The sequence below is a fragment of the Alkalihalobacillus trypoxylicola genome, from assembly GCF_001590785.1.
In the GTDB taxonomy this organism is placed as follows: Bacteria; Bacillota; Bacilli; order Bacillales; family Bacillaceae_D; genus Alkalihalobacillus; species Alkalihalobacillus trypoxylicola.
This window is the reverse complement of the sequence record NZ_LTAO01000023.1, coordinates 132482-158517: the sequence shown is the minus strand read 5'-3', so window position 1 is coordinate 158517 and position 26036 is coordinate 132482. Positions and strand designations below refer to the sequence as shown.

The 26036-nt window shown below is 34.1% G+C and carries 22 protein-coding genes; 9 read left to right on the top strand and 13 right to left on the bottom strand.

What is annotated here, in order from left to right:
- Window positions 1-283 precede the first annotated feature (283 nt).
- Genes isdG through AZF04_RS13325 form a run of 4 tightly spaced genes read right to left on the bottom strand, consistent with a single transcriptional unit; the run spans window position 284 to window position 3417 of the window.
- Window positions 284-622, bottom strand: a complete 339-nt coding sequence (gene isdG, locus AZF04_RS13340) for a heme oxygenase (RefSeq protein WP_045481446.1) — start codon at window positions 620-622, stop codon at window positions 284-286.
- A 46-nt stretch (window positions 623-668) separates the two neighbouring features.
- Window positions 669-1466, bottom strand: a complete 798-nt coding sequence (locus AZF04_RS13335; protein WP_412459208.1) for an ABC transporter ATP-binding protein — start codon at window positions 1464-1466, stop codon at window positions 669-671.
- On the bottom strand, window positions 1463-2458 hold the full coding sequence (locus AZF04_RS13330) for a FecCD family ABC transporter permease (protein WP_153017273.1): 996 nt from the start codon (window positions 2456-2458) through the stop codon (window positions 1463-1465). Before AZF04_RS13330 ends, AZF04_RS13335 begins: the two co-directional genes overlap by 4 nt.
- Window positions 2458-3417: an ABC transporter substrate-binding protein gene (locus AZF04_RS13325; RefSeq protein WP_061949141.1), complete on the bottom strand. Its 960-nt coding sequence runs from the start codon at window positions 3415-3417 to the stop codon at window positions 2458-2460. Before AZF04_RS13325 ends, AZF04_RS13330 begins: the two co-directional genes overlap by 1 nt.
- 572 nt (window positions 3418-3989) lie before the next feature.
- Between AZF04_RS13325 and AZF04_RS13320 the strand changes: the two genes are divergently transcribed.
- The 3 genes from AZF04_RS13320 to AZF04_RS13310 all read left to right on the top strand — a co-directional run bounded on the left by AZF04_RS13320 (window position 3990) and on the right by AZF04_RS13310 (window position 7377).
- A complete protein-coding gene (locus AZF04_RS13320) occupies window positions 3990-4820 on the top strand; it encodes a sugar phosphate isomerase/epimerase family protein (protein ID WP_061949140.1) in 831 nt (276 codons plus the stop codon).
- 293 nt (window positions 4821-5113) lie between these two features.
- Window positions 5114-6289: a CapA family protein gene (locus AZF04_RS13315; protein WP_061949139.1), complete on the top strand. Its 1176-nt coding sequence runs from the start codon at window positions 5114-5116 to the stop codon at window positions 6287-6289.
- Window positions 6286-7377, top strand: a complete 1092-nt coding sequence (locus AZF04_RS13310; protein ID WP_061949138.1) for a rhamnogalacturonan acetylesterase — start codon at window positions 6286-6288, stop codon at window positions 7375-7377. Before AZF04_RS13315 ends, AZF04_RS13310 begins: the two co-directional genes overlap by 4 nt.
- A 44-nt stretch (window positions 7378-7421) precedes the next feature.
- Here AZF04_RS13310 and AZF04_RS13305 read toward each other — a convergent pair whose 3' ends face one another.
- The 4 genes from AZF04_RS13305 to AZF04_RS13290 form a co-directional block, all read right to left on the bottom strand.
- Window positions 7422-7868, bottom strand: coding sequence for a CPBP family intramembrane glutamic endopeptidase (locus AZF04_RS13305; RefSeq protein ID WP_161485267.1), 447 nt, complete (start codon window positions 7866-7868; stop codon window positions 7422-7424).
- Window positions 7869-8169: 301 nt separating this feature from the next.
- The gene (locus tag AZF04_RS13300; protein ID WP_061949136.1) at window positions 8170-8574 is read right to left on the bottom strand and encodes a DUF3021 domain-containing protein; all 405 of its coding nucleotides are present in this window, start codon (window positions 8572-8574) and stop codon (window positions 8170-8172) included.
- Window positions 8564-9028, bottom strand: a complete 465-nt coding sequence (locus AZF04_RS13295; protein ID WP_061949135.1) for a LytTR family DNA-binding domain-containing protein — start codon at window positions 9026-9028, stop codon at window positions 8564-8566. The genes AZF04_RS13300 and AZF04_RS13295 overlap by 11 nt, the downstream gene beginning before the upstream one ends.
- A gap of 398 nt (window positions 9029-9426) precedes the next feature.
- On the bottom strand, window positions 9427-10620 hold the full coding sequence (locus AZF04_RS13290) for a GNAT family N-acetyltransferase (RefSeq protein WP_061949134.1): 1194 nt from the start codon (window positions 10618-10620) through the stop codon (window positions 9427-9429).
- A 232-nt stretch (window positions 10621-10852) separates the two neighbouring features.
- Here AZF04_RS13290 and AZF04_RS13285 point away from each other — a divergent pair, with 232 nt between their 5' ends.
- From AZF04_RS13285 to AZF04_RS13265, 5 genes are all read left to right on the top strand, one after another.
- Window positions 10853-12232: a dipeptidase gene (locus tag AZF04_RS13285; RefSeq protein ID WP_061949133.1), complete on the top strand. Its 1380-nt coding sequence runs from the start codon at window positions 10853-10855 to the stop codon at window positions 12230-12232.
- Window positions 12233-12836: 604 nt separating this feature from the next.
- Window positions 12837-13508: a response regulator gene (locus tag AZF04_RS13280; protein WP_061949132.1), complete on the top strand. Its 672-nt coding sequence runs from the start codon at window positions 12837-12839 to the stop codon at window positions 13506-13508.
- Window positions 13509-13547: 39 nt separating this feature from the next.
- Window positions 13548-18656, top strand: coding sequence for an AAA family ATPase (locus tag AZF04_RS13275; RefSeq protein ID WP_061949131.1), 5109 nt, complete (start codon window positions 13548-13550; stop codon window positions 18654-18656).
- A 348-nt stretch (window positions 18657-19004) separates the two neighbouring features.
- On the top strand, window positions 19005-19406 hold the full coding sequence (locus AZF04_RS13270) for a hypothetical protein (protein ID WP_153017263.1): 402 nt from the start codon (window positions 19005-19007) through the stop codon (window positions 19404-19406).
- Window positions 19407-19652 carry a helix-turn-helix domain-containing protein gene (locus AZF04_RS13265; RefSeq protein WP_045481412.1) on the top strand — a complete coding sequence of 82 codons (246 nt, stop codon included), beginning with the start codon at window positions 19407-19409 and terminating at the stop codon, window positions 19650-19652.
- A gap of 36 nt (window positions 19653-19688) precedes the next feature.
- On the opposite strand, the gene AZF04_RS13260 is transcribed toward AZF04_RS13265, so the two are convergent.
- The 4 genes from AZF04_RS13260 to AZF04_RS13250 all read right to left on the bottom strand — a co-directional run bounded on the left by AZF04_RS13260 (window position 19689) and on the right by AZF04_RS13250 (window position 21557).
- Window positions 19689-19988: a helix-turn-helix domain-containing protein gene (locus AZF04_RS13260; protein ID WP_082795389.1), complete on the bottom strand. Its 300-nt coding sequence runs from the start codon at window positions 19986-19988 to the stop codon at window positions 19689-19691.
- Window positions 19989-20036: 48 nt separating this feature from the next.
- Window positions 20037-20228, bottom strand: coding sequence for an anti-repressor SinI family protein (locus tag AZF04_RS13255; RefSeq protein ID WP_061949129.1), 192 nt, complete (start codon window positions 20226-20228; stop codon window positions 20037-20039).
- Window positions 20229-20555: 327 nt separating this feature from the next.
- Window positions 20556-20678, bottom strand: coding sequence for an anti-repressor SinI family protein (locus tag AZF04_RS20735; protein WP_081766586.1), 123 nt, complete (start codon window positions 20676-20678; stop codon window positions 20556-20558).
- A gap of 318 nt (window positions 20679-20996) precedes the next feature.
- Entirely contained in the window at window positions 20997-21557 is a 561-nt protein-coding gene (locus tag AZF04_RS13250; protein WP_061949128.1) for a YpiB family protein, read from the bottom strand.
- A 214-nt stretch (window positions 21558-21771) separates the two neighbouring features.
- On the opposite strand from AZF04_RS13250, the gene AZF04_RS13245 reads away from it, so the two are divergent.
- On the top strand, window positions 21772-23448 hold the full coding sequence (locus AZF04_RS13245) for a putative bifunctional diguanylate cyclase/phosphodiesterase (RefSeq protein ID WP_061949127.1): 1677 nt from the start codon (window positions 21772-21774) through the stop codon (window positions 23446-23448).
- 293 nt (window positions 23449-23741) lie between these two features.
- Here AZF04_RS13245 and AZF04_RS13240 read toward each other — a convergent pair whose 3' ends face one another.
- On the bottom strand, window positions 23742-25928 hold the full coding sequence (locus AZF04_RS13240) for a DNA topoisomerase III (RefSeq protein ID WP_061949126.1): 2187 nt from the start codon (window positions 25926-25928) through the stop codon (window positions 23742-23744).
- Window positions 25929-26036 lie beyond the last annotated feature (108 nt).

Sequence of the window (26036 nt, the reverse complement as noted above, 5' to 3'; positions counted from 1 at the left end):
AAGTGAATGAAACCGAACAATTATGAAAAAAAAATGTCCTGAATGCTCATGAATTCACTTGTTGATTGAAACGGTAGGTAGTGACTCCCAAAGGATGAGCGCAGTGTGAAGATCCACTCTGACGAAGCTCTGCGTAGTCAGAGTTAGCTGAAGACAAGCCCTTGGGAAAGCATCTACCTAAAGTGAAAATCAAAATCTAATCGTTCTGTTTTCATTATAAGATAGTAATGATGAAATGGATTCACATAAACTAATAAAATAGCTATTGTGAGAGGATAACCCCTTATTGTGCTTGTAAATTTGTATCAAGTGGAGTAAGAGGATTACGAGTTACTTTTACATCATAGAAGGAAATATCATTTTCAAGTATATAATCTGGAATTTCTCTTTTTTTATGAGAGTCTTTAAAAGCATCGCTTTGAGTCCAATTTTTGAAATCATCTTTAGAATTCCAACGAGTTACGACACTTACTTCATCATAATCTCTTTTGTTTTGCGTCATCATGACCTCTAATCCTAAAAAACCATCCATAAATTCAACCTTACCTACTTTGTTAAAGCGTTCTACTAACTTCTCTCCATACCCTTTTTTTAGCTTCGATTTGTTTGTTACAATGACCATTTTATTTCCTCCTTTTGGAATATGTTTATAAAACATAAGCAAATGCTTAGATGTTTACTTTTTGTTTTCCTTTAATAGGGATAATGAGTGGATATCCCTCTTCATATTTCACTTTTGCCTCTATATCGTATATGTCCTTTAAAAATGAAGAAGTGAGTAGCTCCTTGGGCTTACCAGCTTGGGCGATGACTCCGTTTTTCATAACGACCAGATAATCACAGTAAGATGCAGCTTGTTGTAGCTCATGTAAAACCATCACAATTGTCATCTTCTCTTCTCTATTAATCGTTTCCACTAACTCCATAACTTCAATTTGATGAGTAATATCAAGAAAAGTAGTAGGTTCATCTAATAACAAAATAGGTGCTTTTTGAACTAACGCTAAGGCAATTCGGACTTTTTGCTGCTCACCTCCAGATAAAGTATGAAACATTCGATTGGTAAAGTGTTCGGTATTGGTTAATCGTAATGCCCATTCAACAATTTGCTCATCCTGTTGATAAGAATTGGACCGGAAGTAACCTTTATAGGGAGAACGCCCAAATTGAACAAGCTCTTTAACCGTAATATTAGGCAGTGAGCTCTTAGCTTGTGGCATCATTGCTAAAGTTTGGGCTAATTCCTTTCCTTTATAATCTTTAATAGATTTCTCATCAATGACAATGGAACCATCATCTGGCTTTTGTAGGTTAGACAGAATTCTGAGCAATGTAGATTTTCCAGAACCGTTTGGACCAACGATTCCAGTGATTTTACCCTCTGGTATAGATGCACTAATTTTGTTTAAGGAGAAATGACCAATTTCTAATGAAATATTACTTGTATAAAGTGCTTGTTTCATCATTGCATCCCCCGTTTTTTTAGCAAGTATAAAAAGAATGGTGCCCCAACAGCGGCTAATAATATTCCGACTGGCAATTCAACTGGGTCAAACCAAGTCCGTGCTATAGTATCGGCAAAAACAACTAAGCATGCCCCGTAAAGAGCTGAAAGTGGGAGGAGAAAACGGTAATCCTCTCCAATCATTAAACGGATTGCATGTGGTACGACAAGGCCAACAAACCCAATTAAACCTGCGACACTAACCGCTGCTCCGGCTAAAAAAGCAGCGAGTGTAATGAGTAAAAATCTTTGCCATTCTACTTTTTCTCCTAGTAGTTTGGCAGAATCATCTCCTAATAAAAGCAAGTTTGCTGGTCTTATAGCCAAAAGTGATAGTATAAGACCTATTAATGCATAGGGGGCCATAAATTCGAGGTGAAACCAGCTACGACCATTTAATCCTCCGGAGAGCCAAGGTAGTACTGATTGAACTCGGTCACTATAAAGAATCATCATGCCGTTTTGCATGGCGCCTAATAAGGCATTAATGGCGACTCCAGCTAAAATGATTTTTAAAGGAGAAGCTCCTTTATCCCAAGCTAAAACGTATATAATAATGGCTGTAACAAAAGCTCCGATAAAAGCAGATATCGGTAATAAGTAGCTTAAATGAGGGAGCATAAGCATGGTTATACTCGCCATTAGGCCACCACCTGCTGTTACACCAATAATGCCCGGATCAGCTAATGGGTTTTTCATGACACCTTGCAGTAAAGAGCCACTTACGGCTAAACAGGCTCCTACTAATAGACCTATTAAAATTCTTGGTAATCTTAAATCAACAATGATCGTTTCATGAATGATTTCGCCTTTTCCATTGATTACATTCCAAATATCACTTATCCCAAGAGAAACAGAACCATAAGTAATAGCAAAAATGGAAACGAGTATAATCAATACTGGCGAAAGGCAAATAAGCCATCTTCTTCTCTTTTTTCTTAATGTAATATCCATCATTTAGTTTGTGCAGTTTGAAATAACTCAACTAAAAGATCTAAGGCATCTGTTACTCTTGTACCAGGGTTTGTTCCAAAAAGGTCGGATGGTAAAACTTCAATACGACCTTCCTTCACCGCCTCCAGTTGATTCCAAGCTGGATTTTGCTCCATTTCTTTGATGAATCCTTCTCTTACTTCTTCAGGATTTCCATGACTCATTAGAAGTACATAATCTGGATTCGCTTCAATAATGCGTTCTGCATTAATTTGAGCGTATTGTGGATAAGCTTCTAATTGTTTAAAATCACTAGCGATATTCTCGCCACCCGCCCATTCAATCAGGTTGCCGCTTAAGGAATTAGGCAGAGCGGCCATATATGTACCTGGTGCACCATAAATGAGAAGGACACGAGTGTGATTTTGTTCAGTATTTTGCTTTAAAGCTTCGATATATTGGTCTATTTCTAATAATAGTTCTTCAGCTTTCGTTTCTTTTTGAAGCATTTGACCAAATAATTGAATTTGCCTTTTGATATCATCTACCGAATGAGCTTCACTCAATACAAACTTAGCACCTAGGCTCTCAATATTAGGTATATCTTTACTATTCATTTGTGAATTTCCTAAAACTACCTCTGGTTGAACTAAGGTGATTTTTTCTAAATCGATTTCATGTGTTGATCCTACTTGCTCTATATCATGAACATCGTAATCTGAAGGTGAATATGTAGAGCTAGGCTTTCCAATTAATTCAGCCCCTAATGCATAAATAATATCCATTTCACCGTTACTAAGTGCAGCGATTCTTTCTGGAGGTTGATTAAATGAATGCTGTTGCTCAGCAAAGTCGGTAATCGTATAAACATTTTCACTCGATTCCGAATGGGTTTGTTGAATGTTTGCAGGGGCATCTGATTGACAGGCTCCCAAAAGTAGCACGGTGATTAGAAAACAAGAATAATAGATATAGCGCAAGGGGGTACCTCCTTATGGTTGAATTAAATGATAATGAATATCACTATCAATATAAGTTAAATGATAATGAATATCATTATTACTGTCAAGATCAGATTCACAATATATTTTTAAAAATCATTCATTTTTAAAATTGAGTGAATTTCATCATTGCTCTATAAGTGAATAAAACCAAACATTCATTATAAAAATGTCTTGAATGTTTGCGAATTGATTCGTTGATTGTAACGGAAGGTAGTGACTCCCGAAGGATGAGCGCCGTTTGAAGATCCACTCTGACGAAGCACTGCGTAGTCAGAGTTAGCTGAAGACAAGCCCTTGGGAAAGCATCTACCTAAAGTGAAAATCAAGAACCTATTCATTCCGTTTTCATTAAAAGGTGGGAGAACGAAAGTCTATTTAGTATAGGTAGGGAATTTTTTTTGAAAACTTTTTTTACTTTTTTCAATAATGTGATTGTCATGATTGAGAACGAACAAAAACCTTTCTGAATAACGGTAAACGCATTCTTAGCTGACGAATTTTATTTAATGTGGTAGGATCAGCTTAATGAGAAAAAGGAGGAATTTGGTATGTCTGTTGGAGTTTTAGCACATTTGTTTGGTCAAAAGCCTTACAAGGAATTAGCAGAAGATGTAGCATCAAAAGGGTTTAATCATATTCAGCTAGCCTTATGGAAAGCGGTTGCAGATTATGATTTTACAAAGCCAGGAAAGTTAAACCCTGGATTGGCTAAAGATATGGCGAAGCAATTTGCTAAGAATAATGTATCTGTATCTGTTTTTGCTTGTTATCTTCATTTTTTTGAGAAAGATAAAGATCTTCATAAGGAAAATTTAGAGCGTTTTAAAGAGCTAATACGTTATGCAAGATATTTTGGGCATCCTGTTGTCGCAGCAGAAGTTGGAAAAAGTGAAGATGGAAAGTTTCATCAAGATGATTGGGACCGTCTTAAATCAGCCTTAGAAGAACTGGCAGAAGAAGCCAAAAAATGGGGAACAGGAATTGCGATCGAACCTGCTCATGGACACTTAATTGGAACAGCAAGAGAATTGAAACTGATGTTAGATAAAATAGATGCAAGTAATATTGGGGTTGTATTAGATCCGGGTAATTTAATGACAGAAGAAAATTTCCATCGTCAGGATGAAGTCATTGAAGAAGCTTTTGAACTTTTAGGAGATAAGATTGTTGCTTGCCATGCAAAGGATCGCTACTTTGATCAAGATGGTAAGCTGGCAGTTACTCCAGCGGGTTTGGGAGAAATGAATTATGAATTGTATTTAAAGCTTTTACATCAGTATAAGCCTCATTGCGAGATTATCATGGAAGAAGCATCACCAGAAAGAATGCTAGCATCAAAGGAATATATTGAAAAAATTAGAGAAAAAGTAATGTTATAGAAGATGCTAGTATAACTAGTTTTTAAGATGCGAGGGACAAAACGAAATAGCTCAAAGTTGTTCCGGCATGGTCACTTCATCATTGCTAGGTTGCGTATTTCATAGAGAATCTTCAAATTTAAAAGGACCTTCCTACTTTTAATAAAGAGGAGGGTCTTTTTGTTGTTAGAAAATGGACTTTTAGAAAGGTATATATGAGAAGTGAACGACATTAGCAGTCAAGAATAAACATTTTGTACAAGGTTTTGCTATAATATGAACAAGAAGACGAACCTATTAAAGGAGATTAATAAATGAATCCATTAAAATTCATTTTTTCCGCTTTAGTTCCATTAGTTTTTATATTCTCCGCTTGTCAGTCAGAAGAAGTACAAGAGGAAAGAAAGCTTGATTCGGATGAACAAATAGAATCTGTCACCACAGTGTATTCTGAGCAAAGTGAAATTTTAGAAGAAGATGCTACTGAAACCGAGGAAGTAATGGAAACGACGATAACGATTGGTTCAATAGGAGATATTTTACTCCATGAACGAGCTTATATATTAGCTGAGACAGAAGATGGATATGATTTTACTCCTATGCTAGATGAAGTGGGAGATTTAATAAAGGCTCCCGATTTTATGATGGCGAATCAAGAATCTATCCCAGGCGGCGTTGATATTGGATTATCCACATATCCCTCCTTTAATAGCCCACAAGAGATCGTTCGTGACCTTCATTACTATGGAGTAGATATGTTTATAGGAGCTAATAACCATACTTTAGACCGAGGGATGAAGGCGGTCGAATCGGCCCTAGATTATTATGATGAGCTGGGTGTTGATTACGTAGGCATTTATAGAGATACAGAGGATCGGAATAAGGATAGAATTGTAGAGGTAGAAGGGATAACGATAGGTGTTCTAGCTTATACATACGGAACAAACGGAATACCACTTCCAGAGAATAATCCTGATGTAGTAGCTCTCATTGAGGAAGAACGAATGAAAAAAGAGATTGAAAGCCTTCGTTCGTCCGTGGATGTATTAGTTGTCCACATGCATTGGGGAGATGAATATGCCAGAGTGCCGAACGACGAACAAATTAGACTAAGTAATATGCTATCAGAGCAAGGCGTTGATGTCATTTTCGGTCATCACCCTCATGTTATTCAACCGATTGAAATGATAGAGCAGGAAAATCACAAAACAGTGGTATTTTATTCTTTAGGAAACTTCTATTCTGGACAGGAATTTGATTTTACTGATTTAGGTGGTGTTGCTACGATAGATATCATCAAAAGTCAGGTGGGTGAAGAAGAAGAAATTACACTAGATAACCCATTAATTGAACCGACACTTGTACTACGGTCAGAAAATAATTATCAGGTCGTGCCTTTCACTCAAACAGAATATACACCTATTTCAGGTAGTACTTTAGAGGAAATACAATCACATATTGAGTTATATATGGAGGGGGAAGTTCAATGAATCAATTTTCGCAAAAGGACTGTTTCCAGTTTTCTTTTCCACTAGAACAGCCAGAGACATTACATGATTTGGGAGAACATCATTTCGGATTTGTGGAAAGAGAATCTGTTTCTAGGGATGAGGAAGCAAGAAATTCATTAGCTGGAGAATATCATATTCCAGTTAAACCTTCATTTGTTATAACCGTGGAACAAGGGTTTTATGAAATTAAAGTTAAAATAGGAAGTCCAAAAGTTGAGGGGATTACCTCGGTAAAGTCAGGATTAGGGCATATAATACTAGAAAATATTCATACGAAATACAATGAAAGAAAAGAATATATATTCACTGTAGAAGCTGTTCATGGGCAATTATCTTTTCTTTTTTATGGAGAGAATCCAGTGGTAGAAGGTTTGGAAATAAAGAGAGTAACGAATGGTTACACGATATATTTAGCGGGAGACTCTACGGTTACGGATCAACCGGCAGGACAGTATCCTTACTATGGCTGGGGGCAATCGCTTTCTTCATTTTTAAATCAAAATGTTGCCGTTTCCAATCATGCGCACTCTGGAAGAAGTACGAAAAGCTTTATGACAGAGAGGCGATTGGAGCGTATATTAAATCAAATTAAAAAGGGCGACTTTTTGTTTATTCAATTTGCTCACAATGACGAGAAGGATAATGAAGGTGGTACTTTAGCTGATTCAACTTATCGTGATTACTTAAAAAAGTATATTGATAGTGCTAAAGAGAAAGGTGCAATGCCTGTTTTAATTACACCTATGCATCGAAGACAATTTGATGAAAATGGAAAAATCATTAACACTCATCAAAAATATATTGAAGCAATGAAGCAGGTTGCTTTGCAAAATGGGGTAATTTGTCTAGATTTAGCGGCTGAAAGTAAAGATTTATTTGAAAGATTAGGTAAACAAGAAACCAAAAAGCTATTTATGTGGTCAAAACCAGGTGAATATGAGCTACATCCAAACGGGACAGAGGATAATACTCATTTTACTGAAATGGGTGCAAGTGAAATTGCTGCTTTAGTAGTGTCACAAATGAGACAGCACCGCTCTCTTCAGGGATTATTAAAACATCCTTAGAATCTACCATACATTTGTTACTTGGTTTCTCGTTACAATGTTGTTTACATATTAACATGTAAGATAAACATCAGTATAACTACATCGAGTAGAAAGTGTATAAAAAAAGCCCAATAGAAGCCTTTTGTTTCGTATATAGATTTTGATAAGAAGTATCCTAAATATGCGGATAGTAGTACACCAAATAAACCATTAGGGACGGCTCCCGAATAATGGATGAATCCAAATACGATCGATCCCATTAGTATTCCATACAAAGGAGATAATGCCTCATTGTCGCCCATTGTCACATAAGAGAGTCTAAAAATAATCTCCTCAATAAAAGCGTTGGATGCTGCTATTGGAAAAACCATAAGTATAGTGATCAAGCTAAAATTAAAGCCTAGCGAATAGGTTTGAAAATAAGAGAAGACTCCTATTAGGATAATCATTATGATGGCTATGTCCCAAGCGTCCGTTTCCCACTTCCCTTCCTTCTTGTTTGTTAACAAAAGGGAAGGCCTCATTTTTCCTGTTCGTTTTAAATTTAAATAACTTAATTTGATTTTATCAGCAAATACGTAAATCAATAGTAGTGTTATAGTAGCCAAAGTCAGTCCACTAAGTTGATAGTTTAGAAAAAAAATTCAGAGTAGCACTGTCAAAAAAATGAAGCGAAAAAATCGGCTTACGCGCAACTATATGTAATCCCCAAGTGACTAAAAGCATCAAGCTTGTAAAAACAATTATTTTGAAATATCTCATATTACCACCGGCTTATATATATTTTTATTGCTAAAATTTTCCAAATATCTACTTAACTGAATCATTTAGTTCAGTCTCTATTTTTTTATAATAAAAAGTAAAGATGAATGCGATAAGCAGATAGATTCCGATGAATATGCTGAAAGAAAAGAGCAATGAGAAGGCGGTAAGCTGTATCCATCCCATTATAAAAATAGAAATAAAAAACCAAACAACGAGCGAAAGGGCGAAATGTACGAAGAATTGTTTTAACGGACTCCAATTCTCAATATTGAAAATAAATGTGGAAACCCCAAAATAAATACCAAGCAACATATTCCCTAACATAAATAGCCAAAGTTGAAAAATAGCTAAATCTGTATCCTGGACTGTGAAGCTAGTCAAGGATATAAACGTAATTAGACTTGAAAATCCCAATCCAATCAAACTTCTGTGTAAAATTTCACCGAACATTTATACTACCTCCCATCGTTAAATATTCCTTTAGTGGTGCTACATACTTTCTATTCACATACTCTTTATTTCCTGACTTAAAGTGAATTCTCAAATTTCCATTGAACGCTAATTCAAAGCGCTTAATGTGTTCGATGTTACCAATGACTGATTTTGAAAAACGTGTAAAACGTTGATACTTAAGAATCTCTTCCATTTCATACAATTTCATTTTTACTTCAATATTCTGTTTTGATATAGTCGCTGCAAACACTTTTCTTTTTTCAGCATAAACATAGTCAATTTCAGTAGGATCAAGCAAAATAGATTGATTTTCACTAACACCGACAATACGTTTTGTAGTTGTGTTATTTAATTGCTTGACCAAAGATTCCAACTCGGCTGACCATTCTCTAGCTTGAATTACAACGGTCGTTTCTTCATATTTGTCGTTAAGATCCATTTTAATGTTCATTTAAACCTCCGCCTCTATTTAGTATAATTGTTTGGCAATATGGAATGTGTTTAAATCGTTTTACTTGTATCAAAGAATGTTTGAGATTATATATTTAGTGTATAAGAATGGATAGGTATAGTCATTAACAAGGATTAAGCTAATCGTATTTTTATAAAAAAAAAAAGCTTACCTAGTTTTCAGGAAAGCCTCGTTATTTATAGATTATTAGTTGTAATACTCTATTCATTATGTTGTGATTTGAATCCGAAATGTACAAACAAATAGATGGATGAATGCAACAAGAAAGAGATGTACCTATATTCCTGTACTCGTGCACTTCTATGGAAAGTGAAGTCATCCAAAAAACTGATAAGTCACTCATTCCTTTAATAGAGTCTAAGTCCAATTCATCTTGTTTAGAAGAAGTCAATAAATTCAGGTTTTGTTAATTCTGGTAATAGGGTTTGTAGAATAGAGAGTTGTTCTTTTGATGCTCTTAGTTTTCTTCGATTATGTAACTGTGAAAGTGTTTGACAGCCAAATAATAGTAAGGTTAAATCATTAATGGAAATAGTGATAACATCATTATTTGAAACCTGTTCTTGAGATATTTTTGTTATATGAACTTTTTCATTTTCATGATGTAATGAAAAATAGCCATCATTCCATTCGCAAAAGGGATCCTCTATGTGGAAGTAGAGAGCTTTTTCCTTTGGAATGGTCCCTTTGAAAGGGTATAGCTCAAGAAATCCAACGACATCAACAATTCGTGCCATAAAAAATGGATGAATTTCTTGCTGAACTCTTGGATCTGGTAAGAGAGGAGCCATTTCATCCGTATGAGGTCGTTTGAACGTAATTTCTTCAAGCATTGAATCATGCTGACTCATAAAGCTAAATAAGTCAATTCGTGAGTCTTCATTTAAATAAATCAATTCTTCCACTTTCATACCGTTGTCTTTAATTTTGTATATGAGGTATCCGCTTGGTCTCTTGCTTTCATCGTATGAAATAGCTACCTCATGATTTTCCCATTTCGATTGCAACCTTTTTGCCCACCAAATATGATCACGTATTAAATTGCCAGGATGATTAGACACATACTCTTGATAGACTTTTCTAATATCTAGGTCCTCTATAGTAGAGCGTCTTATCGATCCCTTTAAGCTTTCTCTAGAAGGAAATTGTGATTTTCCTAAAGTGTAGTGAATGTAATTAGCAAATAATTCCCACCCGAACTTACGATAAAATGGGATAGAAAAAGGGTGAAGGTATGACACGAAAATGCCCTTCTTTTTCATCTCGACCAAGCTATGATGAAGGAGCTTTTTGACTAAGCCATTTCTTCTGAATTCAGGGTAGGTGGCTACGGTAGAAATACCACCCATTTTTATTTGTTGATCGAACAGTTGGATGTTTAATTCTAATAAAAATAGTCGGGCCGCAAGCTGTTCCTCGTAAAATACTCCATAGTGAGTTCCATATTTAGCGAGTTCGTTCTTTTTCTTTCGTTCCTCTGGAGTGAATTTATTTTGAAAGGCGTATTCTGCTAAATCGAGGGCTTCGTTAAAGTGCTTCTCTCCAAATTCTTTTAATTCAAATGCAGTCATATGATTACCTCCCTAAGTTTATTCAGTTCGACTCGTAACAAAATGATGTTAAGAGTAGCTTACTTTTTGGTATGAATACTATTTTAACATTTTCTATGTAATAGTCGTTTCATCGTATATATGAAAAGCTCCTTTCGTATATTATAAAGAAGTCATATTGGCACATCAATGAAGTCCTATTACATTTCTGTGATAAACTATAGAGGTGATAAGTAGCGAAAGGAATGATAGCATGAAAGCTTTAGAGGAATACCTAAAAAAGAATCGAACACAGCATTTAAATGAGCTAACTAAGTTTTTACAAATCCCTTCTGTGAGTGCCTTATCTGAGCACAAAGAAGATGTAAGAGCTGCTGCAAAATGGATTGAACAATCACTGAATGATACTGGCTTAGATAAAGTCTGCATACTAGAAACAGGAGGTCATCCCGTCGTATACGGTGAATGGCTCCATGCAGAGGACAAGCCAACTATTCTTATTTATGGCCATTATGATGTACAGCCGGTTGACCCTATCGAGCTGTGGGAAACACCACCTTTTGAGCCTGATATTAGAGATGGGAAAATATTCGCAAGAGGTGCTAGTGATGATAAGGGCCAGACCTTTATGCATATGAAGGCAATTGAAGCGTTATTAAAGACAAAAGGTAAGCTACCTGTAAATGTAAAGTTTTTAATTGAAGGCGAAGAAGAAGTAGGAAGTATCCATTTAGATAGCTTTGTTGAAGAAAATCAAGAGTTGTTAAAGGCAGATGTATTAGTGATTTCTGATACACCTATGCTTGAAAAGGGCCGTCCTGCTATTTGTACGGGTTTAAGAGGACTAAGCTCCATACAAATCGATGTAAAAGGAGCGAAAGGAGACCTTCATTCAGGGCTTTATGGTGGAGGAGTTCAAAATTCGGTACACGCCCTTGTTCAGTTATTAAATTCAATGAGAGATGAAGAGGGAAAAATCTTAATTGAAGGATTCTATGATCAAGTTCAGGATTTATTACCTAACGAAAGAAAGCAGCTAGAAGAGTTAAACTATGATGAAGAGATAGTAAAAAAAGAATTAGAAGTCGTTGAGCTTTTTGGAGAAAAAGGTTACACGATGCTAGAAAGAACATGGGTTAGACCAACTTTAGAAATCAATGGAATTTATGGTGGCTTTCAAGGGGAGGGTGTAAAAACGGTTATCCCTTCAGAAGCACATGCGAAAATAACTTGCCGACTTGTACCCGATCAAGATCCTGATCAGATAGCCACACTCATTGAAAATCACATTGAAAAAAATAAGCCTGCTGGTGTAACCATTACGACAACCAGATTTGATTCAGGTAAGCCATTTGCTGCTCCTGTAGAGAACGAAGCTTTTAAAATTGCAGCAAACGCTTATGAAAAGGTTTATAACGTTCCCGTTGCTTTTACACGTATGGGGGGGTCTATACCTGTTGTTGAAACCTTTGATCGAATATTAAAAATGCCGATTATTTTAATGGGTTTTGGTTTACCAACTGAAAATTTTCACGCACCAAATGAGCATTTTCACCTAGAAAACTTTGATAAAGGTCTATTGACTATTTGTCATTTTTTAGAGGATGTAAATCAGATATCAGCAAAAAAATAAATACTGATTGGTGAGCTTTAATAAATGAAACAACATCTCAGACAAAAAAGTCTAGGTGTTGTTTTTTTATGCTTTATTCCTACTAAGACTAGATGCAAACAGCTGTTTAAATGAGAGTGTACAATAAGAATACTTTCGAGTCGTTTATTATGGTAAAAAACTTATGGTAATCGTGGGCGTTTATAGAAGTAAAGAAGTGAATCTCGGAATCCCCTGATTATGTAATGTTTAAATAACAAATTGATCAAGATGGAAACTTATAGTACATTAAATTTACAAATATAAGTATAGTATATATATGAGTGAATTTCATCATTGCTCTATAAGTGATTTGAACCAAACGGTTATTATAAAAATGTTTTGAATATCTGTGAACTAACTTATTGATTGTAACGGTAGGTAGTGACTCCCAAAGGATCAGCGCAGTCTGAAGATCCACTCTGACGAAGCTCTGCGTAGTCAGAGTTAGCTGAAGACAAGCCGAAAGCATCTACCTAAAGTGAAAATCAAAAACCTAATCGTTCCGTTTTCATTATAAAATATGAATGATGAAATTGATTCATATAAGCTTTTTTATTTTTTTATAAGGGTGGTTAATGATGAAATGAATAAGCTAAAAATTCTGATAGTTGATGACCAAACGTTAATGAGGGAAGGTTTAAAAACAATCATTGACCTTGAAGACGATATGACGGTTGTGGCAACTGCCAACAATGGAAGTGAAGCTATTAAAATGGCGAGACAAAGTCAACCTGATTTAATTTTGATGGATATACAGATGCCTAGTATGAACGGAATTGAAAGTTTAATAGAAATTAAAAAAGAGAGTGAGCAGGTTCGAGTATTAATCTTAACAACATTCGCTGATGATGATTATATCATTTCAAGCTTTTTACATGGAGCGGATGGATTCTTAATGAAAGATATGAACTATGATCAACTCATTCAGTCGATTCGAAATGCTGCATCGGGACAGTTAATGATTCCACATACAATTGCTCAAAAGCTTGTCAAAAAATTAGTTAGTACAAATGCTAAAGACAGTGATCAACATCAAGTCTTTCATCAATATTTAAAGCAAGAAGGAATACAATTTTCAAATCGAGAAATGGAAGTGGCCGATTTACTAGCACAGGGCTTTAGTAATAAAAAAATTGCTGAAAGCTTATTTATTAGTGAAGGAACAGTAAAAAATTACATAAGTGAAATATATAGTAAAATCGGTGTCAATGGTCGAGCAAAGGCGGTTGTCTATTTAAACAATTTCAAAAAATAATGTACATCTTTCTCTAACGGGGTATAGGGGGCTGTTAAAATGATTGAAGGTTTTCATTTTATTGAAAAGCTGGTTCAAGAAGAGGATTTAATATTTTACCGAGCGGTCCAAGAGGATAGCAATCAACCTGTGTTAATAAAGACATCCTTACTTTACCAAACAACCGATTTACAGTTGAAAACAATGAAACAAACAGAAGAAATTTGCTTCTTATTAAAAAAGTCTGGTGGGGGAGTGCCTTTTCAGCTTCATTATGAAAATAGTCAGCGACATAAACCTTATTTAATAGCTCCTGACGAAGGCTATGTTTTATTAAAGGATTATATGAAGACGAAAAGCTTGCTGGATTTAGAGTTTATTAAAATATTGAGTGATTTTGTAAAAGGTTTAGCAGAGCTGCATCAGCATGACTATATTCATCAAGGAATTAATCCTACTTCTCTTGTTATTCAATCCTCTACTAATAGCATTCTCTTATCAGATTTTCGTTACTGCATGAATGATAAAAACCTACATTTAATGCCTTTAATTAGAATGAAAGAAATGGCTTCCTATATCTCTCCAGAACAAACGGGAAGAGTGGAAAGGTTAGTTGATCATCGAAGCGATTTTTATTCATTAGGAATTTTATTATATGAATGGTCAGTAGGTGTCAGGCCTTTTCGGGAAAAAGAAGAAATGGAGCTTATCCATGCCCATATTAGTCAAAAACCCGAATTACCTCACGTCCTCCATCCTTTATTTCCTCCATTTTTATCGAAAATGATTATGAAAATGCTTGAAAAAAATCCAGATAATCGCTATCAAAGCTCGTCTGGAATCTTGAAAGATTGTCATGTCATGCGAGAGGCAGTTAAATTAGGACAAACTAAATTACGATTAAGCAAGGATGAAGCATTATCTAAAATGCAATTCTCATCGAATATTAAAGGTAGAGAAAAGCAAATTCATTCTTTAAAGCAAATTTTCTCTAAATTAAGTAAAGGTGAATCGGATGTTGTTTTACTTGAAGGAGAAGAAGGAATTGGGAAAACGGCCTTGTTAGATGAGGTTATGAATAGAACAAATAATGAGGTTCAATTTTTTTATGGAAGTTATTTAAAAGGCCAACAGCACCAACCATATCATGCTATTATTAAAGGTTTCTCTGATTTTATAACACAGATTATGACAAAAGGTCAGCAAGAAAAAGATAAATGGAAAAAAATATTTGAGGAAGGCTTAGGAGACGCACTTCCTTTAATAGGCGAAATTTTTACTGATCTTTATTTAATTGTTGACCCGCCATTAAAACGTCAAACAACGGTATTCTCAAATAATCAACCCAATTTTCGTAATTTACTATCTATTCTACTTCAATGTTTTTCCAATCAAAAGAAACCTACTTTTATTCTCATTGATAATTTTCAATGGGTAGATAAAGCAAGCTATGAATTATTTATGGATGACCCTAATTTAACGAACTATCCGTATATTGGGTTTTTATTCTCATATCAAGCTCATTTAGAATCAAAAGAAGTTAACATGCTTTCATATTTAGAAAAAGGAGAGTTTGCTGCTAAAAAAATGGTTCTAGCTCCAATCTCTGAACGACAGACGCTTTCTTGGCTACAAGAATCCTTTAATATAAAAAGTAAAATGAGCTTGGAGAAATTAAAAGAAATCTATCATATTACTGGTGGAAACTTCTCACTCATTCAACAAACGCTCATGTATTTACATAATGCTAATTTATTTTCTTTTAATCATTTACAAGGTGAATGGATGTTTGTAGAACAGAATATTCAATGGCCGATGGTAAATGAAGGATACTTTCAGCAAACTCTTACGAAAATACAACAACTATCTAGCACTGCTAAAATAATCATTGATTATTGTTCTTGTGTAGGTTTTCAAGTTGATACGTTCATTTTATACAATGGTTTAGATATTAAGAAAGAGCTGATTGACTTTGATTTACAAAAGCTAGAAGAGCTAGGCATTATTAGAATGACTAAATGGGATGAAGAGCAAAATATAGAGCAAATTCAATTTATTAAAGATAGTGTTTGGCAACTTCTGTATGAAAATTTGGAAAGCGACGAGAGAAGTCATTATCATAAAAAAATTGGGGAGACGATTTTGGCCGTATCGCCTAATGAGCATAGTGTTCCGTATGAAGCTGTTGAACATTTAAATCACGCTTTTTTATTAGTGCTAAACCAAGAGCAAATATTAAAAATGATGGAATATAACCTACAGGTGGGTACACGTTCTATCCAATCCTCCGCTTATAGCTCAGCTTTAACTTACTTACAGACTGGGTTAAGGTGGTCAGAAAAGCATACGAACGTTTCTGATGAATGGCTGTTCCAACTAAAATTAAAGATGGTTCGCTGCCATTATGCTTTAGCGAATAGTGAAGAAGCTCATGCTATGGGGTCAGAGTTACTGACCTTAGCCAAATCAACCAAAGAAAAAATAGATATATATCAGCTTGAAATAAAAATGACCAATCATTTGTTAGAACCTGAAAAGGTATTAAAAACAGCCATAGAGGGCTTAGAGTTATTACAATATTCCTTTCCAAAACGAATGATTTGGGCACATATCCTATACGACTTCATAACAGTTAGAAGAAAAATAAATAAATTAGAAAAAAAAGAAGGGTTTGATTCAGAGGATTTACCGTCCTATTCCGAGTCTGATAAGATGGTTTTTTCCATGCTAGAACCATTGGGAATAGCTGTATATGGTTATAACAGAGGTCTTTATGCACTACATATTTTAAGAATGATGAAAATTCAATATCCATCCTTTAACCATGAAAATTCAGAGCTCATGCTAGCACAATATGCAATGATATTGAGCCAAGGAGTGGGTTATTACTCTGAAGCTTATGAAATTAGTAAGTGGGCATTAAATAGAAAAAAGAACTCAGAGGATGGCTATGTTAATGGAGCATCACTATTTATTTATGCAGGTTTTCTTCAGCATTGGGGAGAGCCATTACAAAATAAGCTCCCAACTCTGATGAAAGCATTTGAATATAATAAAAAAGCGGGAAACCTAATTGTAGCGGGTGGTTCATTGATTATGTTATTTCAAACCCATATGATGATAGGTTCTCCATTACAAACATTATTAAACTGTGCTAATGAAAGTTTAGCGAAAGTGAAACAAATTAAACTAGATGAATTTGTTAACTTTTTCTCTTATCAGAAAAAGATATTATTATATCTTATGCAGCCCTACAAATCTCCAGAGAAATTTCAAGAAATAGACGCACTTGTTTCTTCGATTATCAAAAAATTAAAATCAAGTGAAACGACCTTAACCTTTTTTGTGTTACAAAAAATTTTCTACGATCTTTTTAATGAAAGATATGAGCAATGTCTAATTGAAATTGAAAAAAGTCTTCATTTATTTGAAGGGAGAAACAGTGTAATTGGAGCTGGCCAAGCAGATTTTTGTTTATATTATAGCCTTACTTTATGCTTTGCCGAGGTTCAAAGTAAAAAAGAATTAAAAAATCGGTTATCTATTGTTCTAAAATATCGTAAATTCTTAAGGAAATGGAGTCGCCAGTCTAAGGAGAATTTTGGATATCGTTATTATTTTGTTGAAGGAATTTACTTCTATATGAAGGGCTCACTTGAAAAAGCAATTTACCGATTAAATACGGCTGCAAATTTAGCAAAAGCCTCTCAATCCGTTCATCATTGTGGGCTCATTTATCGAATATTGAGCCAAATTTATTTAGAGGCTGGAAGACAAGCCCTAAGTATTAAAGAAGGAAAAAAATCCAATGATTATTTTAAAATATGGGGAGCTTATTCCTTAGTAGAAATCAATCATTTAGAACTAGCAGAAAAGCAATCATATGTAGAAGCTACGCCTAGCTATGAAGCTTCTTACCCTGTACATGCTCTATCCATTGATACAGTAAGTATTGCAAGGGCTTCACAAGTATTATCTCAGGAAATCGTCATTGAAAATGTGCTTCACCAGCTTATGAAGATTGTACTGGAGAATGCAGGAGCGAACAAAGGGACATTGATGCTTCAGTCAACAAAACAATTGTTTATAGAAGTTAAGGGAGAAGTGGAGGATGGACAAATCATGACAAAAATGATGAACTCTATTTCTCTTGATAATTATGAGCATATTCCTGAGAGTATGATTCAATATACGATTTCTATGCAGCGAGGAGCGATTTTTAATCATGTAGAAGTCGAAAATCGTTTTAATCAAGACCCTTATCTCCAAAAGAATCAGCCAAAATCAATAATGGTTATTCCTATATTTAGAAAGAAGGAATTGTTTGGTGTTATCTATCTTGAAAATCAATTAGCAAGCTACGCTTTTACAGAAAAGCATATTACGATGATCCAGTTATTAAGCACACAAGCAGCCATATCTATAGAGAATGCTAGACTTTACAATGAAATGAAAAATCTAAATGAATCACTTGAAGAAAAAGTACAGGAAAGAACGTACTACTTAGAGAAAACACAGCAAGAGATGGCTGAAACTTTAGCCACTAAGTCTGTTTTAGAAGAACGCAACCGAATCGCAAGAGATATTCATGATAATGTGGGTCACACATTAACAACAGCGATTGTTCAAGCAGAGGCAGCAAAGAGATTATTCCCAGTTGACTCGCAAAAATCATTAGAAAAGGTTGGTCTAACTCAAGATTTAGTTCGAAAAGGTTTGAATGAAATAAGAAGATCCGTTAAATTATTAAATGAATTTGCCTCAGAAGAAATAGATGATTTTCAGCAGGAGATGGAGAATATTGTAAAGGAAGTAGAAAAAAACTCTGATATAGTCATAGAAGTGAAATTCGATGTCTATAATCCAAATATCTCAAATAAAGCTAAAAAAATGTTGATACATGCACTTAAAGAAGCGATTACAAATGGAATAAGACATGGAGAGTGCGAAAATATTTCTATTTATTTACTAGAAGAAAATCAAGAGCTCGTACTTAAAGTTATAGATAATGGTCAAGGGAATGATCAGCTTATTTATGGCTTTGGTTTGAAAACAATGAAAGAAAGAGTAGACGACTTAAATGGCACTTTAACCGTAGAATCCTCTAGTCAATATGGAACAAAGGTTGAAATTAGAATTCTACTTGATGAATTGAATGTTTTAGTTTAATAGATCTTATTTTAATGGGTAGGCTCATCGACGGGATGATTCTACCCATATTTTTGTTTAAGAGAGTTATTGTAAGTCCTCAGTTGAATACTTTTCAAAGTAATTCCCTCGCTCGTTGCTTGAGATGGGTAAGAAAACAAGTATTCATAATTCATCATGGTTTGTAACTAATGGGACTGTGAGGCATCAAAATAAATGAGTGAATGTTAAGCTCTGTCTGACTTTGAAGAGAAAGTATATAAAAGATGTTCAATATTAAGAACAAAAATAATAATTCTGTTTACTAAATAGAACAGAAGGGTTATAATGTTCTTATTAAAGAACAAAAATGAAAGGGGATTCTCTAATTTGAATGATAGCATTCATTTTCAAACTAAAATTGACGCAGAGCTGTATATTTTTGAAGTCCAAAAAAAATGTGTGAATAAAAAATGCGCGAATATTAAGGTTGATATATTGGATCGAAAGTCTATTTCATTTGTGAGCGAGGTACAGTTACCAATATCAGAAGAAGTCGTCTATAAAATAAAAGTAACCGTATTTCAAAAGGAGCTTGAACTTTTTGGGGTAATCAAAGAAAAAAATGAGTGTAATGGCAATGGAGAATATCAATATCATTTCACTTATTTTTCTTTAAGTGAGCACTTTCCCTATCATTTAAAAATCATGAAACTTAAGGAAGCTGTTATTAAAAAGTATCAAGAAAATTCTTTATATGTAAGGAAAATCGCTGAAAAGGAGCTTAGCTGAATGGGTGCAAGTAAAATTCGGATTATTCGAAAAACGAGAGGGATGACACTTAATGAGTTATCAAACTTATCTGGTGTTTCTAAATCATATATAAGCTATATAGAACGTGGTCTGCAAAAAAACCCTAGTATTTCAGTACTAATAAAAGTAGCTAAAGCACTAGGAATAGAATATGTGGAGCTGATTGAATTAATAAGTGAGGAAAAAGAAGAAAACATTCTTAAAAAAGAACAAATCAAAAAATGAACTGATTCTCAATCAGCTCATTTTTCTTATTTAGAATTAGTCATTTGATTGAGAATTTTTCCATTTTATGAATTCTAAATACTCGCGGAATTGTTCTTTTGATATACCAGATTCCATTGCCTCTTCGACGAGCTTAATCCAATTCGGATCTAGTTCTTTTTCCTGTTCGCGTGTCTGTTTACTATCGTCATACAAGAGTGTTTCGACCGTAACATCCAACATAGCAGATATCTTTTCTAGGAACTGTATAGAGGGATTAGATTGTATATTTCTTTCTATAGAACTTAGATAAGACTTTGCTACACCTGCTTTTTCTGCCAATTCAGATAAAGACAGGCCTTTCTCAAGCCGGTATTTTTTACTTGATCACCAATCATGAATTGACTACCTTTCTAATTTGTGTATATGCTCTTTCTGATTATAGCAAGCTATATCCTGTTCTGTAAATAGAACTAATGATTGATTTTCATTTTTGATATCTGAAAAAAACAACTTTATTTCGTCTGGTGATAATCCCATTTCTTTGGCTTCTTTTAAAAGTGATATCCATTCTAAATCTAATTCTTCTGTCCTCATCCCTCTTAACCCCTCCATTAAATTTTACATAAGTCATTATAGTTGGAAACAAACACTTTCAGGGAATTTTTTAAAAATGACTGTCTGAGCATCTGCGTGTTTTAGAGTTACTTAGTATTATAGGATCCTTGTTTTTACGAGTAATGAATAAGGTTCATTTTTGCTCTAAAATTGTTAATGGGTAAGCATCATTTACTAATTGCTTCTATTTCATTATGGTCTAATCTAATGAATTTAGTTAGTATCATACGTCATAAGAAAAGTCATAAAAAATTCATTAAGTTGAAAAAATATATGTAAGAAGAGGGAAAATATACCTGTTTTTGTTTATTCTTTAGCATTATTCGCTTGAATAAAGTCTCTTATTTCCTCTACTGACAAACCCAATTGTTTTGCCTCAAGTAATAACGTATACCATTCATCATCTATTTTATGGTAGGAATCAGCCAAAGAATATCCCTCCTATTACAATAATTAATGGTTTCTTTTCCTACTATCTGATGTTAATACATAAGTATAAAGATCTAGGGAGAATAATTAAAAGGATAATATATCCACTTATTCATTATATAGAACGAACACTTTTCTTGAAAGGGGTAAACATTGTAGAAAAAAGTAGAAAATAATAGGAAAATAATGATAAATTCTTTTAAATAGAGATATAGAGGACAAAATGGCTAATTTTAGGTTTAAATGAGAATGAGGAATAAAATCGTTCATAATCAAGAACTATAGTCATATAAAAAGACTATTACTAAAGTATTATTTTTAGAAATCGTTTTTTTGCTCATTTAATTCATGTAATTTACTGACCAGCTTATTAAATAAAACCTTATCTCTGTTATCCAATGCCTCGTCTATTTTTTGTCTAATGGCATCTTTGTTTTGTTGCTTGAGCAATTCATCAATCATTTGATTCGTGTCTTTTTCGTATTGAACAAACCTTTTATATTCTTGAAATCGATCGTTTGTATCACTCTCTACTAATGATAGATATCGTTGATTAATAGATTTCCCATTAAAGTTTAATAGTAAGTAATAGGAGGTAGAAGGATTTGTATTTAAGTCATCTAAAACCTTAGAAATATGTTCATACTTTTGGTTGTTACTATAATATAAAAAGCCAGGTTCGTCTGAATGGTAAGAGGAGATCACGATTGTTTTTTTATTTTTTACAATATGGTCAGTAAAATGAAGTTTCTCTAATAGGTGATGATTTCTAATAAATTGATCAAATACGATTTTTACTTCCTTATTTTTTAGCTGATGCTGCTGTAGAAACCATGTTAAGAAATTTCTTTTTTGATCATTGGAAACCCATTTTTTCATGATAATCACCCTGCCTAACTATTTACTTAAAGCTTTTGTCTCGTCGTTATAGTAAGTGTATCATTGATTTTGTTTTTATTTTAGAGATTAATTTGAATTTTCTTTATATAAAAGCTATCTATGATAAAATTTATATAGAATTCCTTAATTTAACTTATAACAGATAATGGTCGATGTAATAAAGAGAAAAGGTTATCAAGGAAGGGGATTTGTTATGTATACAGGAGAAGCCTTTACAATCGAACAAATTATCTCATCACTAGAAGAAGTTTACGATTTTGTTTGTATCCTCAAAAATGAATCGGGCCGATTTAAATACGAATATCTCTCTGCACCTTTTAATAAGAATGAGCCTTCCTTATCTAATCCTTTGAATCAATGGATTGAAGATGTACATTCGACACTTGTGGCTAATTATTTAATATCCTATTATACTCAGGCTGTCCAAAAGAAAAAACCGATTGTCTTTACCGACCATTCTATGGCTGATTCAGAAAAAGTAGTTAAAAAAACATATGTTTTTCCTATATTAGATAAAGAGGAAGAAGTTACTTATTTAATAACCTATTCAGAGGCAGTCAATTCTTTACATATGATAGAGCCGTTAACAGGCACTTTAAGCTTTCAGTTATTTTGTGATAAAGTCAAAAATGAATTTGAAGCAAGTATAGGCGAATCTAGTGATAGAATGCAAGAATCGGCTATCCTTTATTTAAATGTAGACCAGTTTAAAAGTATTATGGAGTGGATTGGACATACATATATAGATGAATTGTTAGTCGAATGGACGAAGAGGATTAGTTTGGTTCTATCCACTTATCGTTATCAAATTTCAAGATTAAATGGTGATGAATTTTTATTATATATCCCAAGGTGTAAGCATATTTATGGAGTGGTAAAAAACATTCAAGCAGCACTGTCTATCCCGTATGAAATAAAAGGAAATGAAATTAGTGTGACAGTAGGTGTCGGGATTAGGAAGATTAACCGTTTTGACGAAAATCCAGAAAAGTATATCCGTGAAGCATATGATGCGATGGTTCGAGCAAAAAGCAAAGGAAGAAATGAAATATGTTTTTATGAAGACCAAAAAAATCAACCGGAAAAACTTGTACAATCAAGGTTAGAGAGTGAAGTGAGCAAGGCCTTTGACAGAGATGAGTTTACTTTATATTTTCAACCTATTATTCAAGGTGATAGCAGTCTAGTTCATTATGAGGCCCTTATTAGATGGCATAGCCCTTCTTTAGGGACCGTATCTCCTGAACGATTTATATATGCAGCGGAGCAAACGGATTTAATCATACAGATTGATTACTGGGTATTTGACCAGGTTTGTAAATACTTAGCTAGATTCTCAGATAAATCAAAAAAGGTTTCGGTCAACCTTTCTTTAAAAACAGTAGAATCGGTATTTTTAGAAGAACAATTAATGTCCTCAATTACTCGTTATCAAATCGATCCGAATTCTATTGAGCTAGAGATAACCGAGCATTCTATTATGAGAAATACTGCAGAGACGATTGCCAAATTAGAGCGTTTGAAGCGTTGTGGCTTTTCAATTGTTATCGATGATTTTGGTGTTAGTAATGCGTCCTTAAATCATCTGCGTCTGTTGCCAGTCGATAAAATAAAAATAGATAAGCTATTCATCGACAATATAAAGTCGGACAATAAAGAATGGAAAATTGTTGAATCCATTGTGTTGTTAGCCAAAACATTAGGGCTGAGAGTAACAGTAGAAGGTGTAGAAACGAAAGATCAATATTATTTGCTGAAGAATGGTAATTGTGATGAGTTTCAAGGTTATTTATTTAGTAAACCAGTACCTTTTGATTTAATAGAGAAAACAGAAACAAATATTAAAGAGCTACTACAGAAATTAATATAAAACATATGAATAAAAAATATAGAATAGAGGCTTGGACAAGAATTCTTATTTTATAGAAGTCAATTTCATAATTGCTCTATTATAGTAATGTACTGAATGTTTCTGAATTAACTTTTTGATTGAAAGGGTAGGTAGTGACTCCTAAAGAATGAGCGCCGTTTGAAGATCCACTCTGACGAAGCTCAGTGTAGTCGGAGTAAGCTCAAGACAAGCCCTTGGGAAAGCATCTACCTAAAGTGAAAATCAAAAACAAAAAGCTGATCCATGGAGATATCCATGCTCAGCTTTTATTGTTAGTCGAATTTAAATCCTTTTAACGCTTCTGCAAGCGCGTTATTTACTGGTTCTTCTTTATTCTGTTCTTTTAAATACTTTTGAACGGTACGCTTATCCACTTTGCCACGAGATTCTTTTTTACGTCGTGCTTCAAAGGCGGATAGCTTTTCACGATGGCCACATTTACATACAAAAATTTGACCTTCACCTTCACCTCGTAGTTCTAATTTCTTTTTACATTTTGGACAGCGTGCATTAGTTACACGAGATACATTTTTTCGGTGACCACATTCACGGTCTTGACAGATAAGCATTTTTCCTTTTTTTCCATTTACCTCAAGCATCAATTTGCCGCAATCTGGGCAAGGCTTTGTAGAAATGTTTTCGTGCTTGTATTTTTTATCACTTGCTTTAATTTCCTTAACCATTTCTTTTGTATGTTTTTTCATTTCATTGATAAAAATATCTTTTTTTAACTTACCTTTTGAAATAAGTTCAAGTTTTTGTTCCCACTCTGCTGTTGTAGCTGGTGAACGTAATTCTGCCGGAACTAAATCTAACAGTTGACGCCCTTTTTGAGTAATATAAATTTCTTTACCCTCACGTTTTTCAATTAGGAATGAATTGAATAACTTATCAATAATATCTGCACGTGTGGCAACTGTCCCTAATCCACCTGTCGCTTTTAAGGTGTCTGTAAGCTCTTTATTTCTTGTTTGCATGTACTTAGTCGGATTTTCCATAGCAGATAATAACGTAGCTTCTGTGAAGCGAGCAGGTGGCTTTGTTTGACCAGATGTTTGTACAATTACTTTTGTTTTCAATATATCGCCTTTTTTTATAGATGGTAGTAATTGTTCTTTTACATCATCTGAAGATTCGTCATCTTCATAATGATTATCGTATACTTCTTTCCAACCTGCATTAATAACGGTTTTACCTCTAGCAAAAAATTTCTCTTGAGCAATTGATGCTTGTAAAGTTAATTGCTCGTATTCGTAAGCTGGGAACAGAACAGATAAGAAACGTTTTATTACTAGGTCATAAATTTTACGCTCCTTATCTGAAAAAGAAGAGTAGTTAACAAACCCTTCAGTTGGGATAATAGCATGGTGGTCACTGACTTTTTGATCATCTACAAAAGCCTTTGTTGTCTTTATAGGTTTTTTTAGTACTTTATGAGCTAGTGAACGATACCCACCTATTCCACAAGCTTTTAGTCGCTCAGGAAGGGTACTAACAATATCTGAAGACAAATAACGAGAGTCTGTACGAGGATAGGTTAAAACCTTGTGTGTCTCGTAAAGACCTTGCATAACCTTTAATGTTTCTTTTGCAGAGTATCCATAAAATTTATTCGCATCACGTTGTAATTCTGTTAAATCATAAAGTGAAGGAGAGAATAGCTTTTTTGCTTTACGATCAATGGCTATAACGGTAGCATCTTGAGTACCTAGAGATTTTACAATAGCATCAGTCTTTTCTTTATTAAAGCTTCGACTATTGCCATTGTTATCTTGCCAGGTTAATTTGATTGAATTCGTTTGCGCTTCAATACCATAATAAGCTTGAGTTTTGAAATTCTTTATTTCATCTTCTCGTGCAGCTATCATTGCTACAGTAGGAGTCTGAACACGCCCACAGTTTAACTGTGAATTATATTTTGTCGTTAAGGATCTAGTTGCATTTAGTCCAATGTACCAATCTGCTTCAGAACGAGCTACAGCAGCATAATATAAGTTTTCATATTCTTTGCCGGGTTTTAAATTAGTAAACCCATTTCTAATAGCCTTATCTGTTACCGAGGAAATCCATAAACGTTTAATTGGTTTACTAACTTTAGATTTAGCAATAATCCATCGAGCCACTAGCTCACCCTCACGACCAGCATCTGTTGCGATAATGATTTCATTTACGTCATTACGATCTAACTGTGTTTTTACTATATTGAACTGTTTGCCCGATTGTTTAATGACTGATAGTTTTAATCGATCAGGTAGCATCGGTAAATCCTCTAATTTCCAACTTTGATACTTCTTATCATACACTTCTGGATCAGCTAGAGTTACTAGATGTCCAAGCGCCCACGTCACGATATATTTGTCACCCTCTAAAAAGCCATTGCCCTTTTTATTACATTTCAGCACATTCGCAATATCACGAGCTACTGATGGTTTTTCTGCTAACACTAAGCTTTTTGCCATATCTTCATGCTCCTTTAATATTTGTACTGATAATATAACATAGTTCTAAACATGAGATTAGTGGTATACAGATAAAATTAGACAAGTAAATGTTAATAATGAAAGATG